This window comes from Acinetobacter piscicola (assembly GCF_002233755.1).
Taxonomy (GTDB): domain Bacteria; phylum Pseudomonadota; class Gammaproteobacteria; order Pseudomonadales; family Moraxellaceae; genus Acinetobacter; species Acinetobacter piscicola.
Window position 1 is genome coordinate 34,819 of sequence record NZ_KZ268706.1, and the last position, 21,514, is coordinate 56,332.

The following is a 21,514-nucleotide window of genomic DNA, read 5'->3' on the forward strand; positions in this document are numbered from 1 at the left end:
TAAAAGCATTTTTTATATTTAATTTTGAAAAAACTTGTATATTTTTTAATACCTTACTTTTTATCTCAAAATTGTATTTTTTATGTGAACCTGTTTAGGTATAGAATAGTCAGCTTGTTTATTGATTTTAGGCCAGTTTAGGCATTTAAGGTTCGCATATGTTCACTGCCCTAGCACGTTTAAGTTTAGTTAGTCGTATTCTCATTGCTATTATTTTGGGCTTTTTAGTTGCCTATCTTTTTCCAAGTTCTGCTGAATATTTTAATATTTTGGGTGAATTGTTTATTAAGGCTTTGAAGTCTGTAGCGCCTATTCTCGTTTTTGTATTGGTTACCGCATCGATTGCCAATTTTAAAGTAGGTCAAGGTGCAGGAAACCTTAAACCTATTCTTGGGTTATATGCAATTGGGATGCTTTTGGCAGCACTGAGCGCTATGGTTGCAAGTATGGCTTTTCCAAGTACTTTAATCTTTACCCATGCATCCGATGCAGCGTTGCAACCACCGGGTAGTGTCGCGGAAGTACTGAAAAATCTTTTATTGAGTTTTATCTCCAATCCAATTTCAGCATTAGATCAAGCCAATTTTATTGGTATTCTTGCTTGGGCTGTGGGTTTAGGTGCTGCACTTCGTCATGCATCTGACACGACCAAACAAATGATTATTGATGTTGCAGGTGCGATTGACTCGATTATCCGTATTGTTATTGCCTTTGCACCTGTAGGTATTTTTGGTCTAGTTGTTGCAACTTTTGCACAAGCTGGCTTAGAAACACTTAAAAACTATGCACAATTGATCGCAGTCCTTATTGGTACAATGATTTTTGTGGCGCTAGTTATTAACCCACTCATTGTTGCTGTAGTCATGCGTAAAAATCCATATCCTTTGGTTTTAAAATGCTTAAGAGAAAGTGGTATTACGGCATTCTTTACACGTAGTTCTGCCGCAAATATTCCTGTAAACCTTGATCTTGCAAAACGTCTTGGTGTTTCAGATGCAACTGCCAATGTTGCCATTCCATTAGGTGCAACGATCAATATGGCAGGTGCAGCTGTAACGATTACCGTACTCACGCTAGCAGCTGTAAATACACTGGGTATTCAGGTAGATATGGTTACCATGATTATTCTTTCTGTTGTTTCTGTAGTAACCGCATGCGGCGCTTCAGGTGTAGCAGGTGGATCATTATTACTGATTCCTGTTGCATGTGGTTTATTTGGCATTCCTTCAGAAATCGCAATGCAAGTGGTTGCGATTGGTATGGTGATCAGTGTTTTACAAGATTCAACGGAAACAGCGTTAAACTCTTCTACTGATGTCTTATTTACAGCAGCCGTAGATCTTTCTAAAAAGTAATACATCACAGGTGTAGAATAAAAAGAAGGGTTTATGCCGTTACAGCGCTTACCAATTTGGATTCAATTCGCTGCTTTCATGCTTGCAGTCAATGCAGGCATGATTAATGTTCTCGGTTTAATCACTGTTCTACACCAATCGATTTCCCATATGACAGGTAATACCAGTTTATTGGCGCAAGCCATTATTCTGCATCAAACAGATACGATTATTTATCTGTTTTGGGTGATTTGTAGTTATGTGCTTGGCTCAAGTTATAGCGGTTTCATTCTAGGAAATAGTCATTTCCAACTGGGCCGTAGATATGGTATTCCGCTCAGCCTTGTCGCATTCTTTATACTACTTTGCTGGTTGTTTATTCCACAATACCCAAGATATGCATTGTTATGGGCAAGTGCTGCAATGGGTGTGCAAAATGCGATGGTGAGTCATTATAAAGGCACGATTATTCGTACTACGCATTTATCAGGTGTATTGACCGATTTAGGTTTAGCATTGGGCTATTTATTTCGTGGATTGAATGCTGAAAAACGCCGAATTACCCTACATTTATTGATTCTTCTTGGATTTTTTCTTGGTGGAATCATTGCCAGCGTGCTACATCCTTATTTACAATTGAATGCATTTCTTATTCCTGCGGGATTAAGCCTAATTTTAAGTTTAGTGTACTGGCTTATTTATTTTCGATATCGCTCAATACACAGTTAATGGTTGGTTATTAATATGGTTAAAAATGCATTGCAGGCTCAGTTGCTTAAAGCCGGCTTAGTTGATAATAAAAAAGCAAAGAAACTGTCTAAGCAAGCACAGCACGAACAACGTACTGGGCAAAGCAATGAAGCTGAAATCAAAGCTAAGATTGAACAAGACAAGCAAGAAAAACTATCAAAAGACCAAGCCTTGGACTTAGAAAAGAAAAAAATATTGGATGAAAAAGCACTGAAGGCATCAATCATGCAAATGATTTCGCAGCATAAAATCAGAGATACAGATGGTGAATCGGTTTATCAATTTATTGATGGTTCGGTTAAAAAAATCTATATCAATCAGCAAGTTTATAATGCCTTGGTCTCTGGAAGCTTAGTGGTTGCTAACGATGCTGATGGTTATGCTATTTTACCAAAAGCTTTGGCCGATCGTATCAATGACAAAATGACCGGTTTTATTATTGTAAATAATTCAGAGAAAAATGAACAAACTACAGATGAAGAAGATCCATACGCAGCTTATGTTATTCCAGATGACTTAATGTGGTAATTCACCATCAATATAAGATGACTAAACCTAGTGATTGAAATTCACTAGGTTTTTTTATTTTTCAAGAAATAAAATACTGAATAATATGCTTAAACATTTACAATCTAGTTTGCTTTTTCAATACAAAACGAATAAATACAAAACTCATTTTAATTTCACAGCAAAAAAATGCAAAATAAATCATTAAAATAAATGAATGACACTGCTATGCAAATCTTAAAATACTTTATCGCAAGCACTATCCTTACAACGTCATTACACTGCCATGCCACTGTAGGTGGTGGACAACATATTGAAATATTAGGTTATGAAGTAAAAGAGCAGAAACTTTATCTTTTAAGACATTATGAAGATGGTCGTGGTCGTTTGCCACAATTGTATTATTACCAATTCAACAGTAAAACACCTGAAAAACCAATTGAAGTTCGATCACTGTATATCAATCCAAAGACTCAAAAAGTTGATTATGATCAAGACGGTGTTCAGTTTGAAAAAGATTTAACTAAAATTAGGAAACGTTTAACACCTTTGATTGTAGGTAATGCAAAGACTGCAAAAATACAAATCTTGAATCAGAGCAAAACACAAATTCCCTCTTGGTATGATCCTTCTGAAAAAATTACCGAGTATAAAACCACATATAAAGTCACGAGTCCTTCATATCAGAGTAAAAATCAAATAGCGGTAAATTACGATAACAAATTAAAAATTACTCAGAATTTTATCATTCCTAAACAGAATAAAATGTTGATCGTGATTCAATATTTAGGCATCCCTTTTGAAACAGGCTATAACATTGAAGATCCTGTTTTATTACTTCCTAAGAAATAAGGAACTTAAACACATGCCTCAATATTTACTAGGATGGGTTTATTTTTCATAGAATAAAAATGAGTAAAGCCTCACAAGAGGCTTTTACAATAAAACAAACCAATAGTTTGTTTTATCTATTTGTCCAATCGTTAAATTACTTAATTTATAACAACCATGTTCTTCTAAAACTTTAGAAAATTTATCTTCTGTGCTTCCAATATCTTCCGTATAGAAGATTCCTAGGGTCCATACACTTCTTATATCGTCATTTGACATTCTGACTTTTGAATACTTGTCTAAATCTAATAACATTTTTTTTAAACAACTGACTGGTTTCACATCCTGTTTAAACTCTAGCGCCATGTATTCATCAAGTTTCCAACCCTTTTTTCTAATTAAAAAATCTGGTTTTAATTTCAATTTAATTTTTTCTTTTCTTCGGTCATATTCATAACTAAACTCCCTATACCACTCAGGTTGATCATCAAATCCATTTAAAAAATATGCAAATTCAATTTGTAACCAAATTTCCCAACCGGTAATATTGCTACTTTGAATAATTTGAAATTTTTTCTTAATTTCTTTTTCTTTAAAAAACTTAGCAGCAATATCTAAAATATATTCTTGATCTTTAGTCATTTTTCCCTCGAATTATATAAATTTATTTATTAATAACTATTTTCATTTTATTATGATGCACAAAAAAATAGCTACAACATACTTATATTGTAGCTATCCTAAAAAATCAAACTTTTTAAATTTATTTAAGCAGCTGAACGCTCTTCAATTGGTACAACTTTACGCAATTCTGGACCTGTATATTCAGCACTTGGACGAATAATACGGTTATCAGCACGCTGTTCCATGACATGAGCAGCCCAACCCGTAACACGTGACATCACGAAAATTGGTGTAAACAATTTGGTTGCAATATCCATGAAGTGATATGCAGATGCATGGAAGAAGTCAGCATTACAGAAAAGTTTCTTCTCGCGCCACATCACTTCTTCACAACGTACAGAAACAGGATAAAGCACTGTATCGCCAACTTCTTTTGCTAAACGCTCAGACCAAATTTTGATAATGCCGTTACGTGGATCATTGTCTTTATAAATCGCATGACCAAAGCCCATGATTTTTTCTTTACGCTCAAGTTTACCAAGCATTTCACGCTCAGCTTCTTCTGGAGACGTCCAGTTTTCAATCATTTCCATCGCAGCTTCATTGGCTCCGCCGTGTAATGGACCACGTAGTGAACCAATCGCACCCGTAATACATGAATGCATATCTGACAATGTTGATGCACATACACGTGCAGTGAATGTTGATGCGTTAAACTCATGCTCTGCATAGAGAATTAACGAAACATTCATCACTTGCTCATGCAATTCATTTGGTTTTTCACCACGAAGTAAATGCAAGAATTGAGCACCGATAGAATCATCATCTGTATTTTCTTCAATACGTACGCCATCATGACTAAAACGATACCAATAACAAATGATTGCAGGCAGTGTCGCTAAAATACGATCGGCAACATCTTGTTGTTCATCAAAAGATTGCTCAGTTTCTAAATTACCGAGCATTGATACGCCTGTACGCATCACATCCATCGGATGTGAATCTGCAGGAATACGCTCTAAGACTTCTTTTAAAGCTTGCGGTAATTGGCGAAGTGATTTTAGTTTAGCTTTATAAACTGTTAACTGCTCTGCTGTTGGTAATTCACCAAAGAAGATTAAATAGGCAACTTCTTCAAATTGGCAGTTTTCAGCTAAATCTTGCACATCATAACCACGATAAGTTAAGCCTGCACCGCTTTTACCAACGGTTGAAAGTGCTGTTTTACCTGCAACTTGACCACGCAATCCTGCGCCTGTAAGTACTTTTCCTTCAGCCATTTTATTATTTCTCCTGGGTGAATAGTTTATCTAATGTATTTTCAAAAGTATGATAATCAAGGAATTCGTAAAGTTCTTTACGCTGTTGCATTGTGTCCAATACATTCACTTGTGTACCGTTTTCACGAATTGAGCGGAAAACTTCAAGCGCAGCTTTTTGCATTGCACGGGTTGCCGAAAGTGGGTACAACACCATACGAATGCCCTGTTCCGCCAATTCATCTGTGGTGTAATAAGGTGTATCACCAAACTCTGTGATATTTGCCAATACAGGAACCCCGACTGCATCACATACGGTTCTGTACATAGTAATATCAGTCATCGCCTCTGCAAAAATTGCATCCGCACCCGCTTCTACACATGCGCATGCACGGTCAATCACTGCTTGTAGACCTTCTTTTTGTAAGGCATCTGTACGCGCCATGACAACAAAATTAGAGTCAGTTTTCGCATCTACCGCAGCTTTAATACGATCAACCATTTCTTGTTGAGAAACAATTTCTTTATTTGGGCGGTGACCACAGCGTTTTTGTGCCACTTGGTCTTCAATATGAACGGCCGCAGCACCTGCGCTAATCATTTGTTTTACTGTACGTGCAATATTAAATGCACCACCCCAACCTGTATCGATATCGACTAGTAATGGTGTATCTACACGTTCTGTAATACGACGTACATCTTCTAAAACATTATCCAGACTGGTCATACCTAAATCAGGTAAACCGTAAGAATAGTTCGCAACACCCGCACCCGAAACATAAATCGCCTTGTAACCGACTTGTTTCGCCATCATTGCTGCATAAGCATTGACTGTACCGATGATTTGTAATGGTTTTTCCACTTCGAGAGCTTGTCTAAATCTTAAGCCTGCAGATGTCTGTTCTGTCATATTCCCTTCCACAGCGGTCACTTTTCTATTGAGTTCTGAACATAGCCATAATGCTTACTTCCAAAATGGCTATTCCCTGAGTGTACATAAAACTTTAGGTAAAGAAAAATGAATTTTGATTCATTTTTTTAATATTTTGATTTTATTGACTATTATTTTTCATTTTCATATTGCTTAAGATATTTATTGACATCTTTGCTATACTCGTAGCAACCCATTTATTTGAAGCAGTATTTTAAATTTTATGCACAACGACTTAACGCAAATCGGAACCTTATGCTGTGATTTACCACAAACTAAACGTGGTCATGAACGCCGTCTTGCATTATTGCTCAGTGCCAATGAACTGTTTCTCGATCGCGGTTATGATGCAGTTTCTTTAGATGATATTGTCCAGCATGCTGGTGGTTCTAAAGCTTCAATTTATAAATATTTTGGTAATAAAGAAGGCTTATTTACTGCAATTTGTGATTATCGCCGTGAGCAGTTTTTTAAAGATATTTGTGTGCCATTTAATTTTAATACCGATGATTTACGTTTATATCTCATTCAAACCTTAATGAATTTTAAAAAGCATTTGGTCATCCCAGAAAATGCAGCTTTTATCCGTCTAATTTTAGAGCAAACGCAAAGAAGCCCTAAATTAGCGACATATATTCATGAACAAGGGCCAAAACATATTCAATCGGCAATTGCTCATACACTTGCTAGAGCAGATGAATTAGGTCTTATTCATTGTAAACAACCTATTTATTCTGCTCAGTTTTACTTTGGTATTATTCGCAATATTGAATGGTATGTACTTATGAATGTTGGCGTTCAAGAAGATGAACAAGAAGTGTACAACTATATCAGTTATTGCGTAGATCGCTTCTTAGAAGGTCATCAAAAGATTTAGTTTTTTTGCATTTCTCTTTTCTTATAGTATATTAGCTTCTTGCTGTTTTTTATTCATCAACAACCAACAATACATTGTTGGTCAATACCTATTTGACTTTGACCTATCAATTATTGTGGAGTAACCATGGCTCTACGACATTTTCTTACCCTGCGTGACTTATCTACTGCTGAATTAAATCGCATCATCGAACGTGCTCAAGAATTAAAGCGAAAACAACATCAACATGAGGTTTTTCAGCCTTTTGTCGGCAAAGTGATGGGCATGATTTTTGAAAAGTCGAGCACACGTACTCGTGTATCTTTTGAAGCAGGTATGAATCAGTTTGGTGGTAGTGCTATTTTTCTATCTTCACGCGATACCCAATTGGGTCGTGGTGAACCGATTGAAGATTCTGCACGTGTTATTTCAAGCATGCTTGATATTGTGATGATCCGTACTTTTGGACATGACATTGTTGAACGTTTTGCAGAATACTCAAGTGTACCAGTGATTAATGCTTTAACAGATGATCATCATCCTTGCCAATTGCTTGCAGATGTACAAACTTTTGTTGAGCATCGTGGCCCAATCAAAGGCAAAACCATTGCTTGGATTGGCGATGGCAATAATATGTGTAACTCATATATTGAAGCAGCGCATATGTGGGGCTTTAAGCTTAAAATTGCATCACCAAAAGGTTATGAACCTAAACCTGAATTCCTTTCAGAGTTTGCACATTGTGTTGAACTGGTGGATTCTGCTGAAGATGCAGCAGTAAATGCTGACTTGATCGTAACTGACGTTTGGGCAAGCATGGGACAGGAAGAAGAACAAAAGATTCGTGAAAAAGCATTTGCTGACTACCAAGTGAATGAAAAGTTGATGGATTTAGCTCATCCTGATTGCTTGTTTATGCATTGCTTACCTGCGCACCGTGGTGAAGAAATTTCAGAAAACATGCTTGATCATAAAAACGCTGTGGTTTGGGATGAAGCAGAAAATCGCTTACATGCACAAAAAGCCTTGGTTGAATTTTTGTTGAATGAGCATTTAAAGCAAGATTAATTGCAATTTACCTATACATGCTTTATTTATGATCAGTAAAAGTTATGTATAGGTAAAATTTTGAATACTACAAATCAACCTATTGTTTTTGTTGCAGGTGCGACAGGTGCCATCGGTTATAAGCTTTGTTTAATTTTAAAACAGCATAATTATAATGTTTTTGGTTCTACTCGTTCTGAAAATAGAGCAAATTTCCTAGATGCTATAGGTGTTCAACCTGTAATCGTTGATGTTTTTAATGAAAATCAGCTCATCAATAAAATTAAAACAATTTCACCTCAATATATTATTCATCAATTAACTGATTTGCCCTATGGTTTAAATCCAACGCTCATGTCTGAAGCAAGGGTTCGCAATGCTAAACTGCGAGAAATTGGCACACAAAATTTAATCAAAGCAGCGCAAACCGTTTCATGTGAAAAGTTTATTGCACAAAGTATCGCCTTTGCGCATGAGCCACATTTAACACATATCAATGAAGATACTGCATTAGCAGTGAATTCTGATAATGAAATTCTTCGAAAGAATGCTGAAAGTATTGCCAACATGGAATTACAAATTGAAAATAGTGGTTTAAAAAGTGTAATTTTAAGATATGGTAAACTTTACGGCGCTGCTACAGGCTGTGAACCAATTGGACATGGTCGTATTCATGTCGATGCCGCTGCTTATGCTGCCTTTCTTGCCATAAATGCTGGCGAAGGTATTTTTCAAATCATTGAAAATGATGGTGTTTATAGCTGTAAAAAAGCTCAAGAGATTTTAGGTTTTGATTCATCTTATCGTTGGAAATTTTAGCAATTTATAAAAACTTTCCGTATACTAAAACCATATATTAATTAAGTGTATTATTCCAATGAATTTCAAAATAATTTCTCAAATTTCAGTCACTTTATTTGTTCTTTTCTCAATGTCTACCCATGCAACTGAACTCGACAATTATTTGGTTCAGAAAAATTTGATCGATCAAAATTATAAAATTAAAGATAAAAAGAACTTAAATGATGTATTAACTGCGTTGAGTGAAGAAGATTCACGTGTATTACCTGTGCAAATTGACCAAAATACGCTCATTGAAAAGATCGATTTATTTCATGATCATATTGATCTACAAGGAATTATTACATCAGCAGATTTTAATCAATTCGCAAATAGTGTTGGAAAAGAACAGATTCAAAGCTTACTGATCAAAAGTATGATTGAAAACTGTGATTTAATATTTGAGAACGAATTCCAAAGAAAAAATCCTTATTATGTGAAAATGAAATTGGTTTCAGATCATAAAAGTTATGAACTTAAAATTAACAATAACCAATGTAAGTTTTAATTGATCACCTATTGGCTTTGTTGTCTCATACATTCGACTAATTGCATATTCTGCTAAATTATTGTATTTAAAAATTAATATTTTTTAACCATTTAAAATCGATTAGTTTTCAGTATGCCTGAATATTTAACCATTCTGTCATATTGAAATCTTACTATGCCTACAAAGTCTTTTAGATAGTTTCAAATGACGCAGATCATGCCCGCTTTAAACAGTTTTCAACACAGTTCAACAACCTATATAAATCGTGAAATTTCACTTCTAGCATTTCATCTACGAGTTTTAGCGCAAGCAAAAGATACCAACCACCCGCTATTAGAGCGCTTAAACTTTTTAATTATTTTTTCAAGGAATTTAGATGAATTCTTTGAAATACGTGTTGCGGGTTTAATGAAACAAATTGACCTGAATAGTATAACGACGGCGCCTGACGGCATTCCCAATGAAGTCATTTTGCAACAAATTTCTGAAAATACGCATCAGGCCATTCAAGACCAATATGACACATTGAATCAGGTTTTATTGCCACAGTTGGAAGAATACGGCGTTAAATTTATTCAATACAACAACATCCAAAAAAAGCATTTAGAATGGATTAAAAATTACTTTTTTAAACAAGTTCAACCTGTTGTTACGCCAATTAGTCTTGATCCTGCGCACCCTTTTCCACGTTTGGTAAATAAAAGCCTGAATTTTATCGTCACCCTTGAGGGTAAAGATGCTTTTGGACGTCAGATTGAATTGGCGATTGTCCCTGCTCCACGTTCGTTGCCTCGAATTGTTCGTTTGCCTGATGAACTAAGCAATGGCGAAGAGCATTACATTTTATTATCAGCCATTATTCAACAGCATATTAATGATTTATTTCCAGGCATGACTGCAACAGGTTGTTATCAATTTCGTGTTACACGTAATGCTGATTTAACACTGGCTGCGGATGTAGATGATTTAGCTGTCGCTTTAAAAGATGAGTTGTCTTCTCGTCGTTTTGGTCGTGCCGTTCGCTTAGAAATTGCCAATAATTGTCCAGACTCGATCAACTCCTATTTATTAGAACAATTCGATTTAGATCCGCAACATTTATATCAGGTCAATGGGCCTGTGAATTTAACTCGTTTAATCGCAAATTTTGATATTCCAGAATTACGTTTTAAGCCTTTTCAAGCTGTCATTCCAAAAGCATTACGTAATCCACACAAAATCTTTGAAGTATTAAGCAAGCAAGATGTGTTGTTGCATCATCCCTTTGATTCTTTTCAACCTGTGATTAATTTACTCAAAGAAGCAGCCAAAGATCCAAACGTACTTGCAATTAAACAGACTTTATATCGTAGTGGCCCAGACTCGGAAATTGTTCAAGTTCTGGCTGAGGCTGCACGTAATGGTAAAGAAGTTACCGCGATTATTGAATTGCGCGCTCGTTTCGATGAAGAGTCTAATATTATCGTTGCCAATATTTTACAAGAAGCCGGTGCTGTCGTGGTTTACGGCATTGTAGGCTATAAAACCCATGCCAAAATGATTTTAATTGTGCGACGTGAAGGTGAAAAATTAAAACGTTATGTACATCTTGGTACAGGGAACTACCATGCAGGCAATGCTAAAATGTATACCGATTATGGATTGCTCAGCACTGAGCCTGATCTTTGTGAAGATGTACATAAAATCTTCCAAGAGCTTACAGGTATGGGACGTATGGCAAAGTCTAAAAAAATGTTCCATGCACCATTTACTTTGCATGCTCAATTACTACAATTGATTGAAAATCAAATCGTTTTCGCAAAATCAGGTCAATCTGCACGTATCATTATCAAAGTCAATGCTTTGACTGAGCCTAAACTGATTGCTGCTTTATATAGAGCATCTCAGGCTGGTGTTAAAATAGATCTTATTATCCGTTCAATTTGCTGTTTAAGACCACAAATACCAGATTTGTCTGAAAATATTAAAGTTCGTTCAATCGTAGGACGCTTTTTAGAACATACACGGGTTTATTATTTTCAAAATGGTGGAGATGAAAAGCTGTATTGTTCAAGTGCAGACTGGATGGGGCGTAATTTATTCTCACGTGTGGAAACTTGTTTCCCTGTTGAAGACAAAAAACTGAAAAAGCAGATTATTGAGTTTGGCTTACTCAATTATTTAAAAGACAATACCCGAGCTTGGGAATTGGACAGCAATGAACAATGGCACGTTGTTCGCCCTAAAAAAGATGAAGAAGCTTATATTGCTCAACAAATATTAATGCAACAACGTGTGATTCCAACCACCGCTTAAATTAACTTAAGCTATTGGGTTTTATTGAGTAAACCCGATATATCGAGAATACCCTTCTATACCTAAACTCATTTTATAAATTAAATAGTTAGGATAAGTAGAATGGGTTAATTCACTCAAAATATTTAGACCTTGATCATCATGTGCATGGATCTCATCAACACTGCGTTGCATCGTATTTTCAAATTCATCAGAGATATATTCAAAACCTAAGTCCATCGCAATAAACAATGTGTGTTCACACGGCTGAATATATTGTTCTTCATTCCAATCAATAACAGCATGCTGACAATGTGGGCATGTAACATTTTCTTGATAATTTTCTAATGTAATCAGTTGAAATGGCATAACGTTTGGAACAAAATAAAATTATATTTTAAACGAGTTTGTAAAAATTAAATACTCGTATTAAACATATGCTTCAATAACTCTAATGATTTTGATATTTATAAAGAAAGATAAGGATATTATGTCAACAATTGAAAAAGCAATTGCTTTAGCGGCTCGTAAACATTCAGGTCAAAAAGATAAAGCTCAACAACCCTATATTTTCCACCCACTCAGACTCATGTTTAAAGTTAAAACGACTGACCAGCAAATCGTTGCTGTATTGCATGATATTTTAGAGGATACAGATACCACCGTAGTCGATCTGATTTCTTTAGGATTTAGTCAAGTTATTGTCGATGCAATTTTGGCACTGACTAAAAAAGAAGGTGAATCTCGTATTGAAGCAGCCTATCGTGCTGTAAAAAATCCAATTGCAAGAGTCGTTAAACTTGCAGATGTTACAGATAATATGGATTTAACACGGATTCCTCAGCCAAGTGCCAAAGACTGGCTACGCTTGGAAGAATATAAAAAAGTTCAATACATTCTGCTTACAGCAACAGTATAGTTTTAATGTGTAGGCTTTTGATTAAGTTTACTTTATTGACACAATTTAAAATTGACTTTTTGCAACAATCAAGTTTAATAACAAGTTATTGTTGCAATTATGGAATATATTAATGCTCTCCGATTTAGATGATTTTTACTGTTTTGGCTTAGTCGTTGAGCATGGTGGATTTAGTGCAGCTGAACGTGCAACAGATATTCCCAAATCAAAGTTGAGTCGTCGTGTCTATAATTTAGAAGAAAAATTAGGTGTTCGGCTCATTCAACGCAGTTCACGCCATTTTGCTGTAACAGATATCGGCATGAATATTTATCGTCATGCACAAGTGATGATGAATGCAGCGCAGTCTGCACATGATTTAGTTGATCATTTAAGTGAACAACCACGCGGTGTGATCAAAGTCAGTGTTCCTGTTTCTATTGCACAAAATGAACTTTCAAAGATATTACCTGATTTTTTAAAGACTTATCCTGAAATTAAAGTACAACTCTTGGTCAGTAATCGCCGCGTAGACATTGTGAATGAAGGCTTTGACATCGCTTTACGTGTTCGTGCCAATTTAGATGATGATCCAAGTTTAGTATTACGAAAATTTGCACATATAGAACAACATTTATTTGCAAGCCAAGCCTATTTAAATGAATACGGAATGCTTAAAAAGCCTGAAGATTTAACTGAACATCGTATTTTAAGTATGGTAGATGAACATTTAGATCAGCAAATGGTGTTACATGATGACCAAAATCAGACTCAAAAAATCCGAATCAATCCTATTCTAATGGGTTCAGACCTCATGATGTTGGCTAAATTGGCCAGTCAGAATTGCGGTATTGCTTTACTTCCCGACACGATTGCCAATGATTATGCTTTAACTGGTGAATTGGTACGTGTACTCCCAGACTGGAAAGCACCACATGGTATCTTCCATGCCGTTTATCCATCTCGTCGCGGTTTACTACCTGCTGTACGTGTTTTCATCGATTATTTGGTTGAACATTTAAGTCGATATTAACGCTATTATGACTTATTATCCTAATCGTTTGATCGTCAATTAAATACAATTTCGTTTGGTTTTATTGTCAAAGATGGGCAGGAATGAGTGTCCATCCTTCCCTATTTTTGATACCATCGCTACTGCTTAATTCCAGTGTTTTCTTGATTTTTATGACTTCATCTTATCAACAGCAGCTTGATGCCAAAATTGAACGAATCCAAACTCAATTTGCAGAATTCAATCCACCATCTTTAGAAGTTTTTGCTTCACCTGAGCAACATTTTCGGATGCGTGCAGAATTCCGTATTTGGCATACTGATGATGATATGTTCTATGCCATGTTTGAGCGTGATGCAGATCAGCAAAAAACTGTAGTTCGTATTGATGAGTTTCCTATTGCAGATCAAAGTATTAACACACTTATGCCAATCTTATTGGCAGAGTTAAAAAATAATACACTGCTTTCTAAACGTCTGTTTGAAATTCATTTTCTAGCGACACTTAAAGGTGAAATGCTGGTTTCGCTGATTTATCGTGCGCCATTAACTGAAGAATGGGAAACCTTAGCCAAACAACTGGCTGAAAAGCTGAATATCAAATTAATTGGTCGCAGCCGTGGTGAAAAAGTTATTATCAGTGATGAGTTTGTGGTTGAAGAATTGCAAGTTTTTGACCGTAAATTTCAATATAAACAAATTGAAAGTAGTTTTACCCAACCGAATGCTCAAGTCTGCCAAAAGATGTTGGAATGGGCATGCGATAGCGTAGAGGAATCTAATCAAGATTTACTCGAATTGTATTGTGGTAATGGTAATTTTACCCTACCTTTATCTTTAAAATTCAATCGTGTACTTGCAACTGAATTGGCTAAATCCTCTGTGTATGCCGCACAATGGAACATCGAAAAAAATAACATTGAAAATATCCAAGTAGCACGACTTTCTGCTGAGGAATTTACCCAAGCTTATAATGGTGAACGAGAATTCCGTCGTCTACAAGAAGCCGAAATTAATATTCAAAGCTACAATTTTGACAGCGTGTTTGTAGACCCTCCACGCGCAGGAATTGATGATGATACTTTAAAACTATTACAAGGTTTTAATCGCATTCTCTATATTTCATGTAATCCTGATACTTTACATGACAATTTAAAAACTTTACTTAAAACACATCAAATCGTGAAATTTGCAATGTTTGATCAATTCCCATACACACATCATGTTGAGTCTGGTGTTCTTTTAGAAAAAATTTAAACAATTTATTACAACAATCACAATGCCGATAAACAATTCGGCATTGTTGTAAATTTAAATTAAATACATAAATATCAATACATTGAGATCTATTAATTTTATAATTACTATTTAAATGCATGGATAGAAAATTAAAATTATTGCCAATTTCATACCCAATTGCTTCTTCTCTAAACGCATATCTCTTGTATTTTCAAAAAAAAAGATTATATTTCGAACTATGTTAGGTTGCATATGAAAGGCTCTATGAGTTTTTGGCAAAAGCTGTTTATGGCAGAAGATACACTGCAAAATGAACACAAGAATCAAATTGCATGTGTTGAAAATGATTGTTCTTGTAAATCCAATGATCAACTTTTATTAGCATTATCAAATGCGACAGATCAAGATGTGATTATCGGTATTAAAAAAGTATTGATCTCACGTGGTTTCAGTAAGAAAGAACTCAACCAATTACAACATCCACCGATTCAATAGTCATGGATGATGGTACAGAAAAGCATTCAGTTTACTGGATGCTTTTTTATTGTCTTGAGTTCTTGAAAACTATAGATACTGTCCGAAAATCCCCCCGTAAATACGTCAGCCTTCCCCTTATTTAAACATTTCAAAAATGATTCACTAAAACAACTAAAACATTTCCATAAATTTAAATAAAACTGAAGCTTAACAATGATTTTGAGCTTGGCTTTTTATTTAAATAGATTTTTGAGCAATCACAAAAATACATTCAAGGACAGAACTGTATGCAAACCAGACCACTTATTCTCAGTATGATAAGTATATTCGCAAGTACATATTGCCATTCAGCAGCGATGGATCAATCTGGGCAATCTATATTTGCCTTTCTTGAGGATAAAAATTATTTTGAAGTGAATGCAACAACCATCGATCCTGATATTTCAGGGCGTGTACGTGATCGCCCCGATCTTGTGAATGCAGATAGCCGCGATTTGAATACAGGTGATATGGCGCAATCTTTTCAATATTATAATGCTGCACTCAAGTTGCAAATTGCACCCAAAGTTTCATTTGGACTTATTTATGACCAACCTTATGGTGCTGAAGTTGAATATCCGTTACGCAGCAATAATACATTCTCAGACAACAAAATTAGCCAACAAGGGACAAAGGTTGATGTCAGCTCTGAAAATATAAGTATGTTATTTGGCTTTCAACCCTGTTCTCATCTAAACGTATACGGTGGCGCTGCATATCAGACAGTCAAAGGAAAAGTCGCATTACGTGGTAATTCCATGAGCATTTTCAATGGCTATGATGCCCAGATGAAACAAGATAGCGCTATGGGATGGTTAGCAGGTGCTTCATTTCAAGTGCCTGAAATAGCACTCAAAGCAGCAATCACCTATCGCTCTAAAATCAAACATAAAATGGATGCACAAGAAACAATATTTTCTGAACCTCTAATCATCACTCAATCCAGTGACACTGAAATTTCAACACCACAGTCGGTCAATTTAGACTTTCAAACAGGTGTTTATAAAGACACTTTGGCTTATTTAAATGCACGTTGGGTCAATTGGAAAGACATGACGATTCGCCCTACTCAGTTTGGCGCGCTCACTGAACTGGTGACAACAGAGTTGAGTCAAGGTTCATATACCAAAGGCTTTAATCTCGATGAATATAAAAAAGATCAATACAGTATTACTCTCGGCTTGGGACATCAATTTACAGATCAATGGAGTGCTTCAGCAGATGTAAGCTGGGATTCTGGCACTGGTGATCCTGCATCTGTGCTCAATCCAACGAAAGGCGGATGGGGATTAGGTCTTGGGGTTCAATATGCACCTGCGCCAAATTATTTTATTGCCGCAGGTTTTAAATATTTCTGGATTGGTGATGTTACCGCTCAAGATGGCACTTATTACATTCCTGTGCCTGGTGCTTCTGAAATAGCGCAACAAGGTGACTACAGTGACAATACCGCGATTGGATACGGTTTGAAAATAGGTTATCGCTTTTAATGACTTGAAAGGTTTTGATAATATATTTTGTTAACTGACGAACGATCGGCTTCTTTATATCAATATCGGGCAAAAGAAGCCGATCGTCTTATTCTAGTAAATGATTACAAATTCATCGAAATGATCTTCTTTTATGTTATAAATCAATTGCTGTTCTAACGATAACCTATACATAAAAAATTGAGAGATATAAATATGAAACGTTTACTTTTAATTCCAGTCTTCACTGTTGCAACACTTTTAACTGCATGTAGCAATATGCCAAAAGAGTGTGAAGAATCTTGGAAACACATGGAAAAAATCGCTAAACAAAGTGGCATTCCAGAAGATGCGCTGAAAGAGCAAAAGAAAGCATTTGAAGAACAAATCAAAAGTTTATCTAAAGATGAAGCGATTCAAACCTGTAAAGCACAATCATCTATTCTGAGTATGGTGAAATAGATCGATCACACGATTCAAAATACAGTTGCATAATTCATATTCTGTGACTGTATCTTTCAGATACCAATACAACTTATTCATGTCATAAATTAATCACAATGCTTAGATTCACCATAAACAAACATCGGCCCCAGATCATAAATCTGATCATGCCGTTTAGCTTCTGGAATAAAAGCACTTGAGACTGTTCCATCGAGATACAAAGCCTGATCCACTTTAAGCTGTGTCTTAAAAATATCCGCAAAATGATAAAAATTGATTTTTTCACGACTAATCACAAAATAGAGCTGATTATTTTTAATACCCACGCCATTACGAATTTTTAAAGAATCTGAGTCCGATTTAAACATTGGATTAATCTCACGATTAATCACTAACATTGGGCCAGATTGCGTTGCAAATTTTGCTTTAAAATTGGATTGTGCATACTGCTGTGTGGTTAAAAGCACCGCTTTATTCTTATTCCAAGCGACCACACCATTCGGTTGTAGAAAAAAATTACCAAATTGATTTGTACTGGTATTCAATGCACTCAGTTGCTTAAATTGTTCAATATATAATCCCACTGGGGAGAAATTTGCATGATACATTCCTGCATTCATTGCAAAGCTTATTTTACAATTAGGCATTGCCTTTTGAATCGCATTAAACTTTTTATAAGGTACACCCTGTTGATTCTTCAGTAATAATTGTAGTTTCGCCAAATCATCAATACGCACAGCATCTGCAATAATGCGTTTATCTTGTTTGATTTGAATATAATCTGTATTGGCCTGAACATTCATCGCCAAGGTACTCACTCCGAGTAATGCTGTTAAACGCAAAATTATTGTTTTTAAATTCATGGAATCCTAAATCAAGCTTTTAATTATTTAACTTTTATTATTCTACCTTGCATAGCAAACCATAATGAATAGTATTTATCACTTTAGTTGCAATTTTTTACTTAATTCTCAATTAAAACGCTACCATATTCTTTAGGTATAGTTATAATGATTTTATCCTTTCAATTAAATACATGTGTATACTTTATTTGAACTGAGTGAAATATGCTGAAAAAACGCTTATATCCTTATCCTTTAGGTGCTCATCTCATCGTTAATCATTTTGGTTATAGCCATCATGGAATCTATGCAGGAAAAGGTCGAGTCATTCATTATTCAGGCTTTGCACATCTTTTTAAAAAGCGTCCAATCGAAGTCACATCTTTAGAAAAATTTGCGCATGGCAAAAGTATTGCGATTCGCCATTATGATTCACCTAAATATAAAGGTCGTCATATCGTGCGCCGTATGCGTTTACGCATGCATGAAAATAACTACCATTTGATTATTAACAACTGCGAACATCTCTGTAGCTGGGCGATTACTGATATTGAAAGTAGTCCTCAAGTTGTAAAAATGATGAATCGCTTAACAACGATAGGCTATATCAGCTCAATCATGACCTATATGAATGGTTTATTTCTTACTTTAGCGACAACTTGTTTTGCACTCGTTCTCTATATCAAAATGAAGCTAAAAGCCCAAGCTAAATTAAAACTGCCTACATATTTATCTCTAAAAGAACAACAAGTTAAAAAATAAAAGCCTAGTTGAGCAAAGTCCATAAAACCACTTCGCTATTTTAGAACTAAGCTTTATTTAAAATTTAAACAAATTTAAGATCATAACAATACTATTAAAATGGAGGAAATTTATCCTCTATTAAATTCAATCTCAGACCATGTTCTAAATAGGCTTTTAAATTGTCAATAACGCTAGTAAAACCACCTGTAGCATCGATAATAAAGGCAATAAGTTCAGCGCCTTGCAGTGGAATATCGTAATTTCGAATACGTAAATAAGTTTTGTCTGGGCTAACTTCTTCAAAAATAAAATCTACAGTCGACTTAGGCTCACCCCATACAATTTGAATTTGTTTATTTTCAATAATATTCAATACTTTGACTTGCGTATCGACATGATATTTGTCCCAAGACCATGTGACTGTTTTCCCTTGTTCTAATTTTCCTGTAGAAGAATTAAACCAAAACCGTTGCGTAATCTCAGGATCAATAAAAGCTTCAAAAACTTCTTGGACTGGATTGCGGATCAGCATTTGGGTTTCAATGGTTGGGTTCATTGTTATTCTCCAAATTTATTGTATTAACAAAGTGATACCATAACTAAAATAACTTAGCCAACATGATTTTGTTAATCTTTTTATATTGGTGGGAATTGATTATGCCAATATTAAATCACTCATCGTTTTGAGAATCTATAGATTTTACATTGCATAAAAAACCCCATCCTAAGATGAGGTTCTCATATCCAAAAAGCTAAATTATTTCCCAGGTTTAAAACTATCTTTCAAATCCAAAATACGGTTAAACACTGGCTTTTCAGCAGTATAATCATATTGGTCTGCAACAAAATAACCTTCTCGTTCAAATTGGAAACGATCTTCAGGTTTTGCTTGTGCTAATGCAGGCTCAATCACTGCCTGAACAATGCTTAATGATTCAGGATTTAGATTTGCGAGGAAATCATCATCTGCATCTGGCGCTTCTTCGGTAAATAAACGGTCATAGATACGAACTTCCGCAGGAATCCCCTTTGTTGCAGAAACCCAATGAACCACCCCTTTGACTTTACGACCTTCAGGATTTTTACCTAAAGTTTCAGGATCGATTGAACATTTCAATTCAATCACTTCACCATTGGCATCCTTAATCACTTCATCACATTTGATCACATAAGCATGGCGTAAACGTACTTCACCATCTGGAATTAAACGTTTAAAGCCTTTCGGTGGAACTTCTTCGAAGTCTTTACGATCAATGTAAATTTCAGAAGTTAAAGGAATAACACGATCACCCATATCTACATTTGGATGACGCGCGTGAGTTAAGTCCATATCTTCAGGAAGATTGGTCAACGTCACTTTTAATGGATTAAGCACAGCCATGCCACGTGCTGCTGTATTTTCAAGCGATTGACGAATACAGAACTCAAGCATTGCAACATCCACAATACCATCAGTCTTTGACACACCAACACGCTTACAAAAATCACGTAAACCTTCAGGGGTAAAACCACGACGACGCATGCCTACAACTGTTGGCATACGCGGATCATCCCAACCATTGACATGATTACCTTCAACCAATTTACGTAATTTACGTTTAGAGGTAATGGTGTAATCAATATTTAAACGGCTTGATTCGTACTGACGTGGCACAGCTTTAGAATGTACTTTTTCAACAATCCAGTCGTAGAATGGACGGTGATCTTGAAACTCTAAAGTACAGAGTGAATGGGTAATCCCTTCAATTGCATCAGACAATGGATGAGCATAGTCATACATTGGGTACATCTTCCATTTATCACCTGTTTGGTGATGTTCAGAATGAAGTACACGATACAAAATTGGATCACGCATATGCACATTTGGTGATGTCATATCGATTTTGGCACGTAAAACAGCTTGCCCCTCGCCTAATTCACCATTGTTCATTTGTTCAAAACGAGTCAGATTTTCTTCTATAGACGCATCACGGTATGGAGAATTTTTACCCGGTTCTACGAAGTTACCACGATTTAATCGAATCTCTTCGGGTGATTGCAAATCGACATAAGCATCACCTTGTTTAATCAATTGAATCGCCCAAGTATGTAACTGATCGAAATAACTCGATGCATAACGAGGTTCGCCATTCCAGTCAAAACCCAACCACTTCACATCATTGGCAATACCATCGACATATTCTTGTTCTTCAGCATCAGGATTTGTATCGTCAAAACGTAAATTACATAAACCTTCAAATTCTTCTGCAATCCCAAAGTTTAAGCAAATTGCCTTAACATGACCAATATGCAAATAACCATTTGGCTCAGGTGGGAAACGTGTAACAACCGTTTGAGTACGTCCTGCTTCTAAATCGTCAGTAATAACTTGACGTACAAAGTCCAAGCCTGCCTGTTGTTCTTGCTGCACAGCATCGACAGGTGTAGTACTGGTTGTCGGGTTCTTTGGCAGTTCTGAAACAACATCATTTGGCTTCATAGTTGATAAATCACTTTTAAAAGTTAAAATAAGATAAATAAAAACGCTTTTCTGGAAATATTAACAAAGAAAATAGCGTTTTTGCTTGCTATGTAGTTTACAGTTTGCTTATGCTTCTCTCAACCATAA

At 35.6% G+C, this 21,514-nt stretch carries 23 protein-coding genes; 16 read left to right on the forward strand and 7 right to left on the reverse strand.

Annotated features, from left to right (window positions below; translation table 11 throughout):
• Window positions 1–158: 158 nt before the first annotated feature.
• The 4 genes from sstT (at window position 159) to CDA10_RS02785 (ending at window position 3,443) form a co-directional block, all read left to right on the forward strand.
• Window positions 159–1,355 (forward strand): serine/threonine transporter SstT, encoded by a 1,197-nt coding sequence (gene sstT, locus CDA10_RS02770; protein WP_089603993.1) that lies wholly within the window; start codon window positions 159–161, stop codon window positions 1,353–1,355.
• Window positions 1,356–1,388: 33 nt separating this feature from the next.
• Complete coding sequence (locus CDA10_RS02775) at window positions 1,389–2,063, forward strand: YoaK family protein (RefSeq protein WP_089603994.1); 675 nt, start codon at window positions 1,389–1,391, stop codon at window positions 2,061–2,063.
• 15 nt (window positions 2,064–2,078) lie between these two features.
• A complete protein-coding gene (locus CDA10_RS02780; protein ID WP_089603995.1) occupies window positions 2,079–2,612 on the forward strand; it encodes a DUF2058 domain-containing protein in 534 nt (177 codons plus the stop codon).
• Window positions 2,613–2,819: 207 nt separating this feature from the next.
• A complete protein-coding gene (locus tag CDA10_RS02785) occupies window positions 2,820–3,443 on the forward strand; it encodes a hypothetical protein (protein ID WP_089603996.1) in 624 nt (207 codons plus the stop codon).
• A gap of 84 nt (window positions 3,444–3,527) precedes the next feature.
• Here CDA10_RS02785 and CDA10_RS02790 read toward each other — a convergent pair whose 3' ends face one another.
• The 3 genes from CDA10_RS02790 to prpB all read right to left on the reverse strand — a co-directional run bounded on the left by CDA10_RS02790 (window position 3,528) and on the right by prpB (window position 6,215).
• On the reverse strand, window positions 3,528–4,064 hold the full coding sequence (locus CDA10_RS02790) for a hypothetical protein (RefSeq protein ID WP_089603997.1): 537 nt from the start codon (window positions 4,062–4,064) through the stop codon (window positions 3,528–3,530).
• Between the two features lie 125 nt (window positions 4,065–4,189).
• Window positions 4,190–5,326, reverse strand: a complete 1,137-nt coding sequence (gene prpC, locus CDA10_RS02795; protein WP_089603998.1) for a bifunctional 2-methylcitrate synthase/citrate synthase — start codon at window positions 5,324–5,326, stop codon at window positions 4,190–4,192.
• 4 nt (window positions 5,327–5,330) lie between these two features.
• Window positions 5,331–6,215 carry a methylisocitrate lyase gene (prpB, locus tag CDA10_RS02800; RefSeq protein ID WP_010111653.1) on the reverse strand — a complete coding sequence of 295 codons (885 nt, stop codon included), beginning with the start codon at window positions 6,213–6,215 and terminating at the stop codon, window positions 5,331–5,333.
• Between the two features lie 244 nt (window positions 6,216–6,459).
• Between prpB and CDA10_RS02805 the strand changes: the two genes are divergently transcribed.
• The 5 genes from CDA10_RS02805 to ppk1 all read left to right on the forward strand — a co-directional run bounded on the left by CDA10_RS02805 (window position 6,460) and on the right by ppk1 (window position 11,764).
• Window positions 6,460–7,113, forward strand: coding sequence for a TetR/AcrR family transcriptional regulator (locus CDA10_RS02805; RefSeq protein WP_089603999.1), 654 nt, complete (start codon window positions 6,460–6,462; stop codon window positions 7,111–7,113).
• 126 nt (window positions 7,114–7,239) lie between these two features.
• Window positions 7,240–8,160 carry an ornithine carbamoyltransferase gene (gene argF, locus CDA10_RS02810; protein WP_089604000.1) on the forward strand — a complete coding sequence of 307 codons (921 nt, stop codon included), beginning with the start codon at window positions 7,240–7,242 and terminating at the stop codon, window positions 8,158–8,160.
• A 60-nt stretch (window positions 8,161–8,220) separates the two neighbouring features.
• The gene (locus CDA10_RS02815; RefSeq protein WP_089604001.1) at window positions 8,221–8,958 is read left to right on the forward strand and encodes an NAD-dependent epimerase/dehydratase family protein; all 738 of its coding nucleotides are present in this window, start codon (window positions 8,221–8,223) and stop codon (window positions 8,956–8,958) included.
• Window positions 8,959–9,016: 58 nt separating this feature from the next.
• Complete coding sequence (locus tag CDA10_RS02820; protein WP_089604002.1) at window positions 9,017–9,487, forward strand: hypothetical protein; 471 nt, start codon at window positions 9,017–9,019, stop codon at window positions 9,485–9,487.
• 186 nt (window positions 9,488–9,673) lie between these two features.
• Window positions 9,674–11,764: a polyphosphate kinase 1 gene (gene ppk1 / locus CDA10_RS02825; RefSeq protein WP_089604003.1), complete on the forward strand. Its 2,091-nt coding sequence runs from the start codon at window positions 9,674–9,676 to the stop codon at window positions 11,762–11,764.
• Window positions 11,765–11,785: 21 nt separating this feature from the next.
• On the opposite strand, the gene CDA10_RS02830 is transcribed toward ppk1, so the two are convergent.
• Window positions 11,786–12,112, reverse strand: a complete 327-nt coding sequence (locus tag CDA10_RS02830; RefSeq protein WP_089604004.1) for a hypothetical protein — start codon at window positions 12,110–12,112, stop codon at window positions 11,786–11,788.
• 121 nt (window positions 12,113–12,233) lie between these two features.
• Between CDA10_RS02830 and CDA10_RS02835 the strand changes: the two genes are divergently transcribed.
• The 6 genes from CDA10_RS02835 to CDA10_RS02860 all read left to right on the forward strand — a co-directional run bounded on the left by CDA10_RS02835 (window position 12,234) and on the right by CDA10_RS02860 (window position 17,338).
• Complete coding sequence (locus CDA10_RS02835; RefSeq protein WP_089604005.1) at window positions 12,234–12,662, forward strand: guanosine-3',5'-bis(diphosphate) 3'-pyrophosphohydrolase; 429 nt, start codon at window positions 12,234–12,236, stop codon at window positions 12,660–12,662.
• A 112-nt stretch (window positions 12,663–12,774) separates the two neighbouring features.
• Window positions 12,775–13,674: a LysR family transcriptional regulator gene (locus CDA10_RS02840; protein ID WP_089604006.1), complete on the forward strand. Its 900-nt coding sequence runs from the start codon at window positions 12,775–12,777 to the stop codon at window positions 13,672–13,674.
• Between the two features lie 152 nt (window positions 13,675–13,826).
• On the forward strand, window positions 13,827–14,909 hold the full coding sequence (gene trmA / locus CDA10_RS02845) for a tRNA (uridine(54)-C5)-methyltransferase TrmA (RefSeq protein ID WP_089604007.1): 1,083 nt from the start codon (window positions 13,827–13,829) through the stop codon (window positions 14,907–14,909).
• Between the two features lie 246 nt (window positions 14,910–15,155).
• Window positions 15,156–15,386 (forward strand): hypothetical protein, encoded by a 231-nt coding sequence (locus CDA10_RS02850; RefSeq protein WP_089604008.1) that lies wholly within the window; start codon window positions 15,156–15,158, stop codon window positions 15,384–15,386.
• A gap of 269 nt (window positions 15,387–15,655) precedes the next feature.
• Window positions 15,656–16,897: an OmpP1/FadL family transporter gene (locus CDA10_RS02855; RefSeq protein ID WP_089604009.1), complete on the forward strand. Its 1,242-nt coding sequence runs from the start codon at window positions 15,656–15,658 to the stop codon at window positions 16,895–16,897.
• A 195-nt stretch (window positions 16,898–17,092) separates the two neighbouring features.
• Window positions 17,093–17,338 carry a hypothetical protein gene (locus CDA10_RS02860; protein ID WP_089604010.1) on the forward strand — a complete coding sequence of 82 codons (246 nt, stop codon included), beginning with the start codon at window positions 17,093–17,095 and terminating at the stop codon, window positions 17,336–17,338.
• An 89-nt stretch (window positions 17,339–17,427) separates the two neighbouring features.
• Here CDA10_RS02860 and CDA10_RS02865 read toward each other — a convergent pair whose 3' ends face one another.
• Window positions 17,428–18,183 (reverse strand): phosphodiester glycosidase family protein, encoded by a 756-nt coding sequence (locus CDA10_RS02865; protein WP_089604011.1) that lies wholly within the window; start codon window positions 18,181–18,183, stop codon window positions 17,428–17,430.
• A 204-nt stretch (window positions 18,184–18,387) separates the two neighbouring features.
• Here CDA10_RS02865 and CDA10_RS02870 point away from each other — a divergent pair, with 204 nt between their 5' ends.
• Complete coding sequence (locus CDA10_RS02870) at window positions 18,388–18,924, forward strand: lecithin retinol acyltransferase family protein (RefSeq protein ID WP_089604012.1); 537 nt, start codon at window positions 18,388–18,390, stop codon at window positions 18,922–18,924.
• A 94-nt stretch (window positions 18,925–19,018) separates the two neighbouring features.
• Here the strand turns inward: CDA10_RS02870 and CDA10_RS02875 are convergent, their stop codons facing one another.
• On the reverse strand, window positions 19,019–19,462 hold the full coding sequence (locus CDA10_RS02875; protein ID WP_089604013.1) for an SRPBCC domain-containing protein: 444 nt from the start codon (window positions 19,460–19,462) through the stop codon (window positions 19,019–19,021).
• Between the two features lie 201 nt (window positions 19,463–19,663).
• A complete protein-coding gene (locus tag CDA10_RS02880; protein WP_089604014.1) occupies window positions 19,664–21,385 on the reverse strand; it encodes a glutamine--tRNA ligase/YqeY domain fusion protein in 1,722 nt (573 codons plus the stop codon).
• Window positions 21,386–21,514 lie beyond the last annotated feature (129 nt).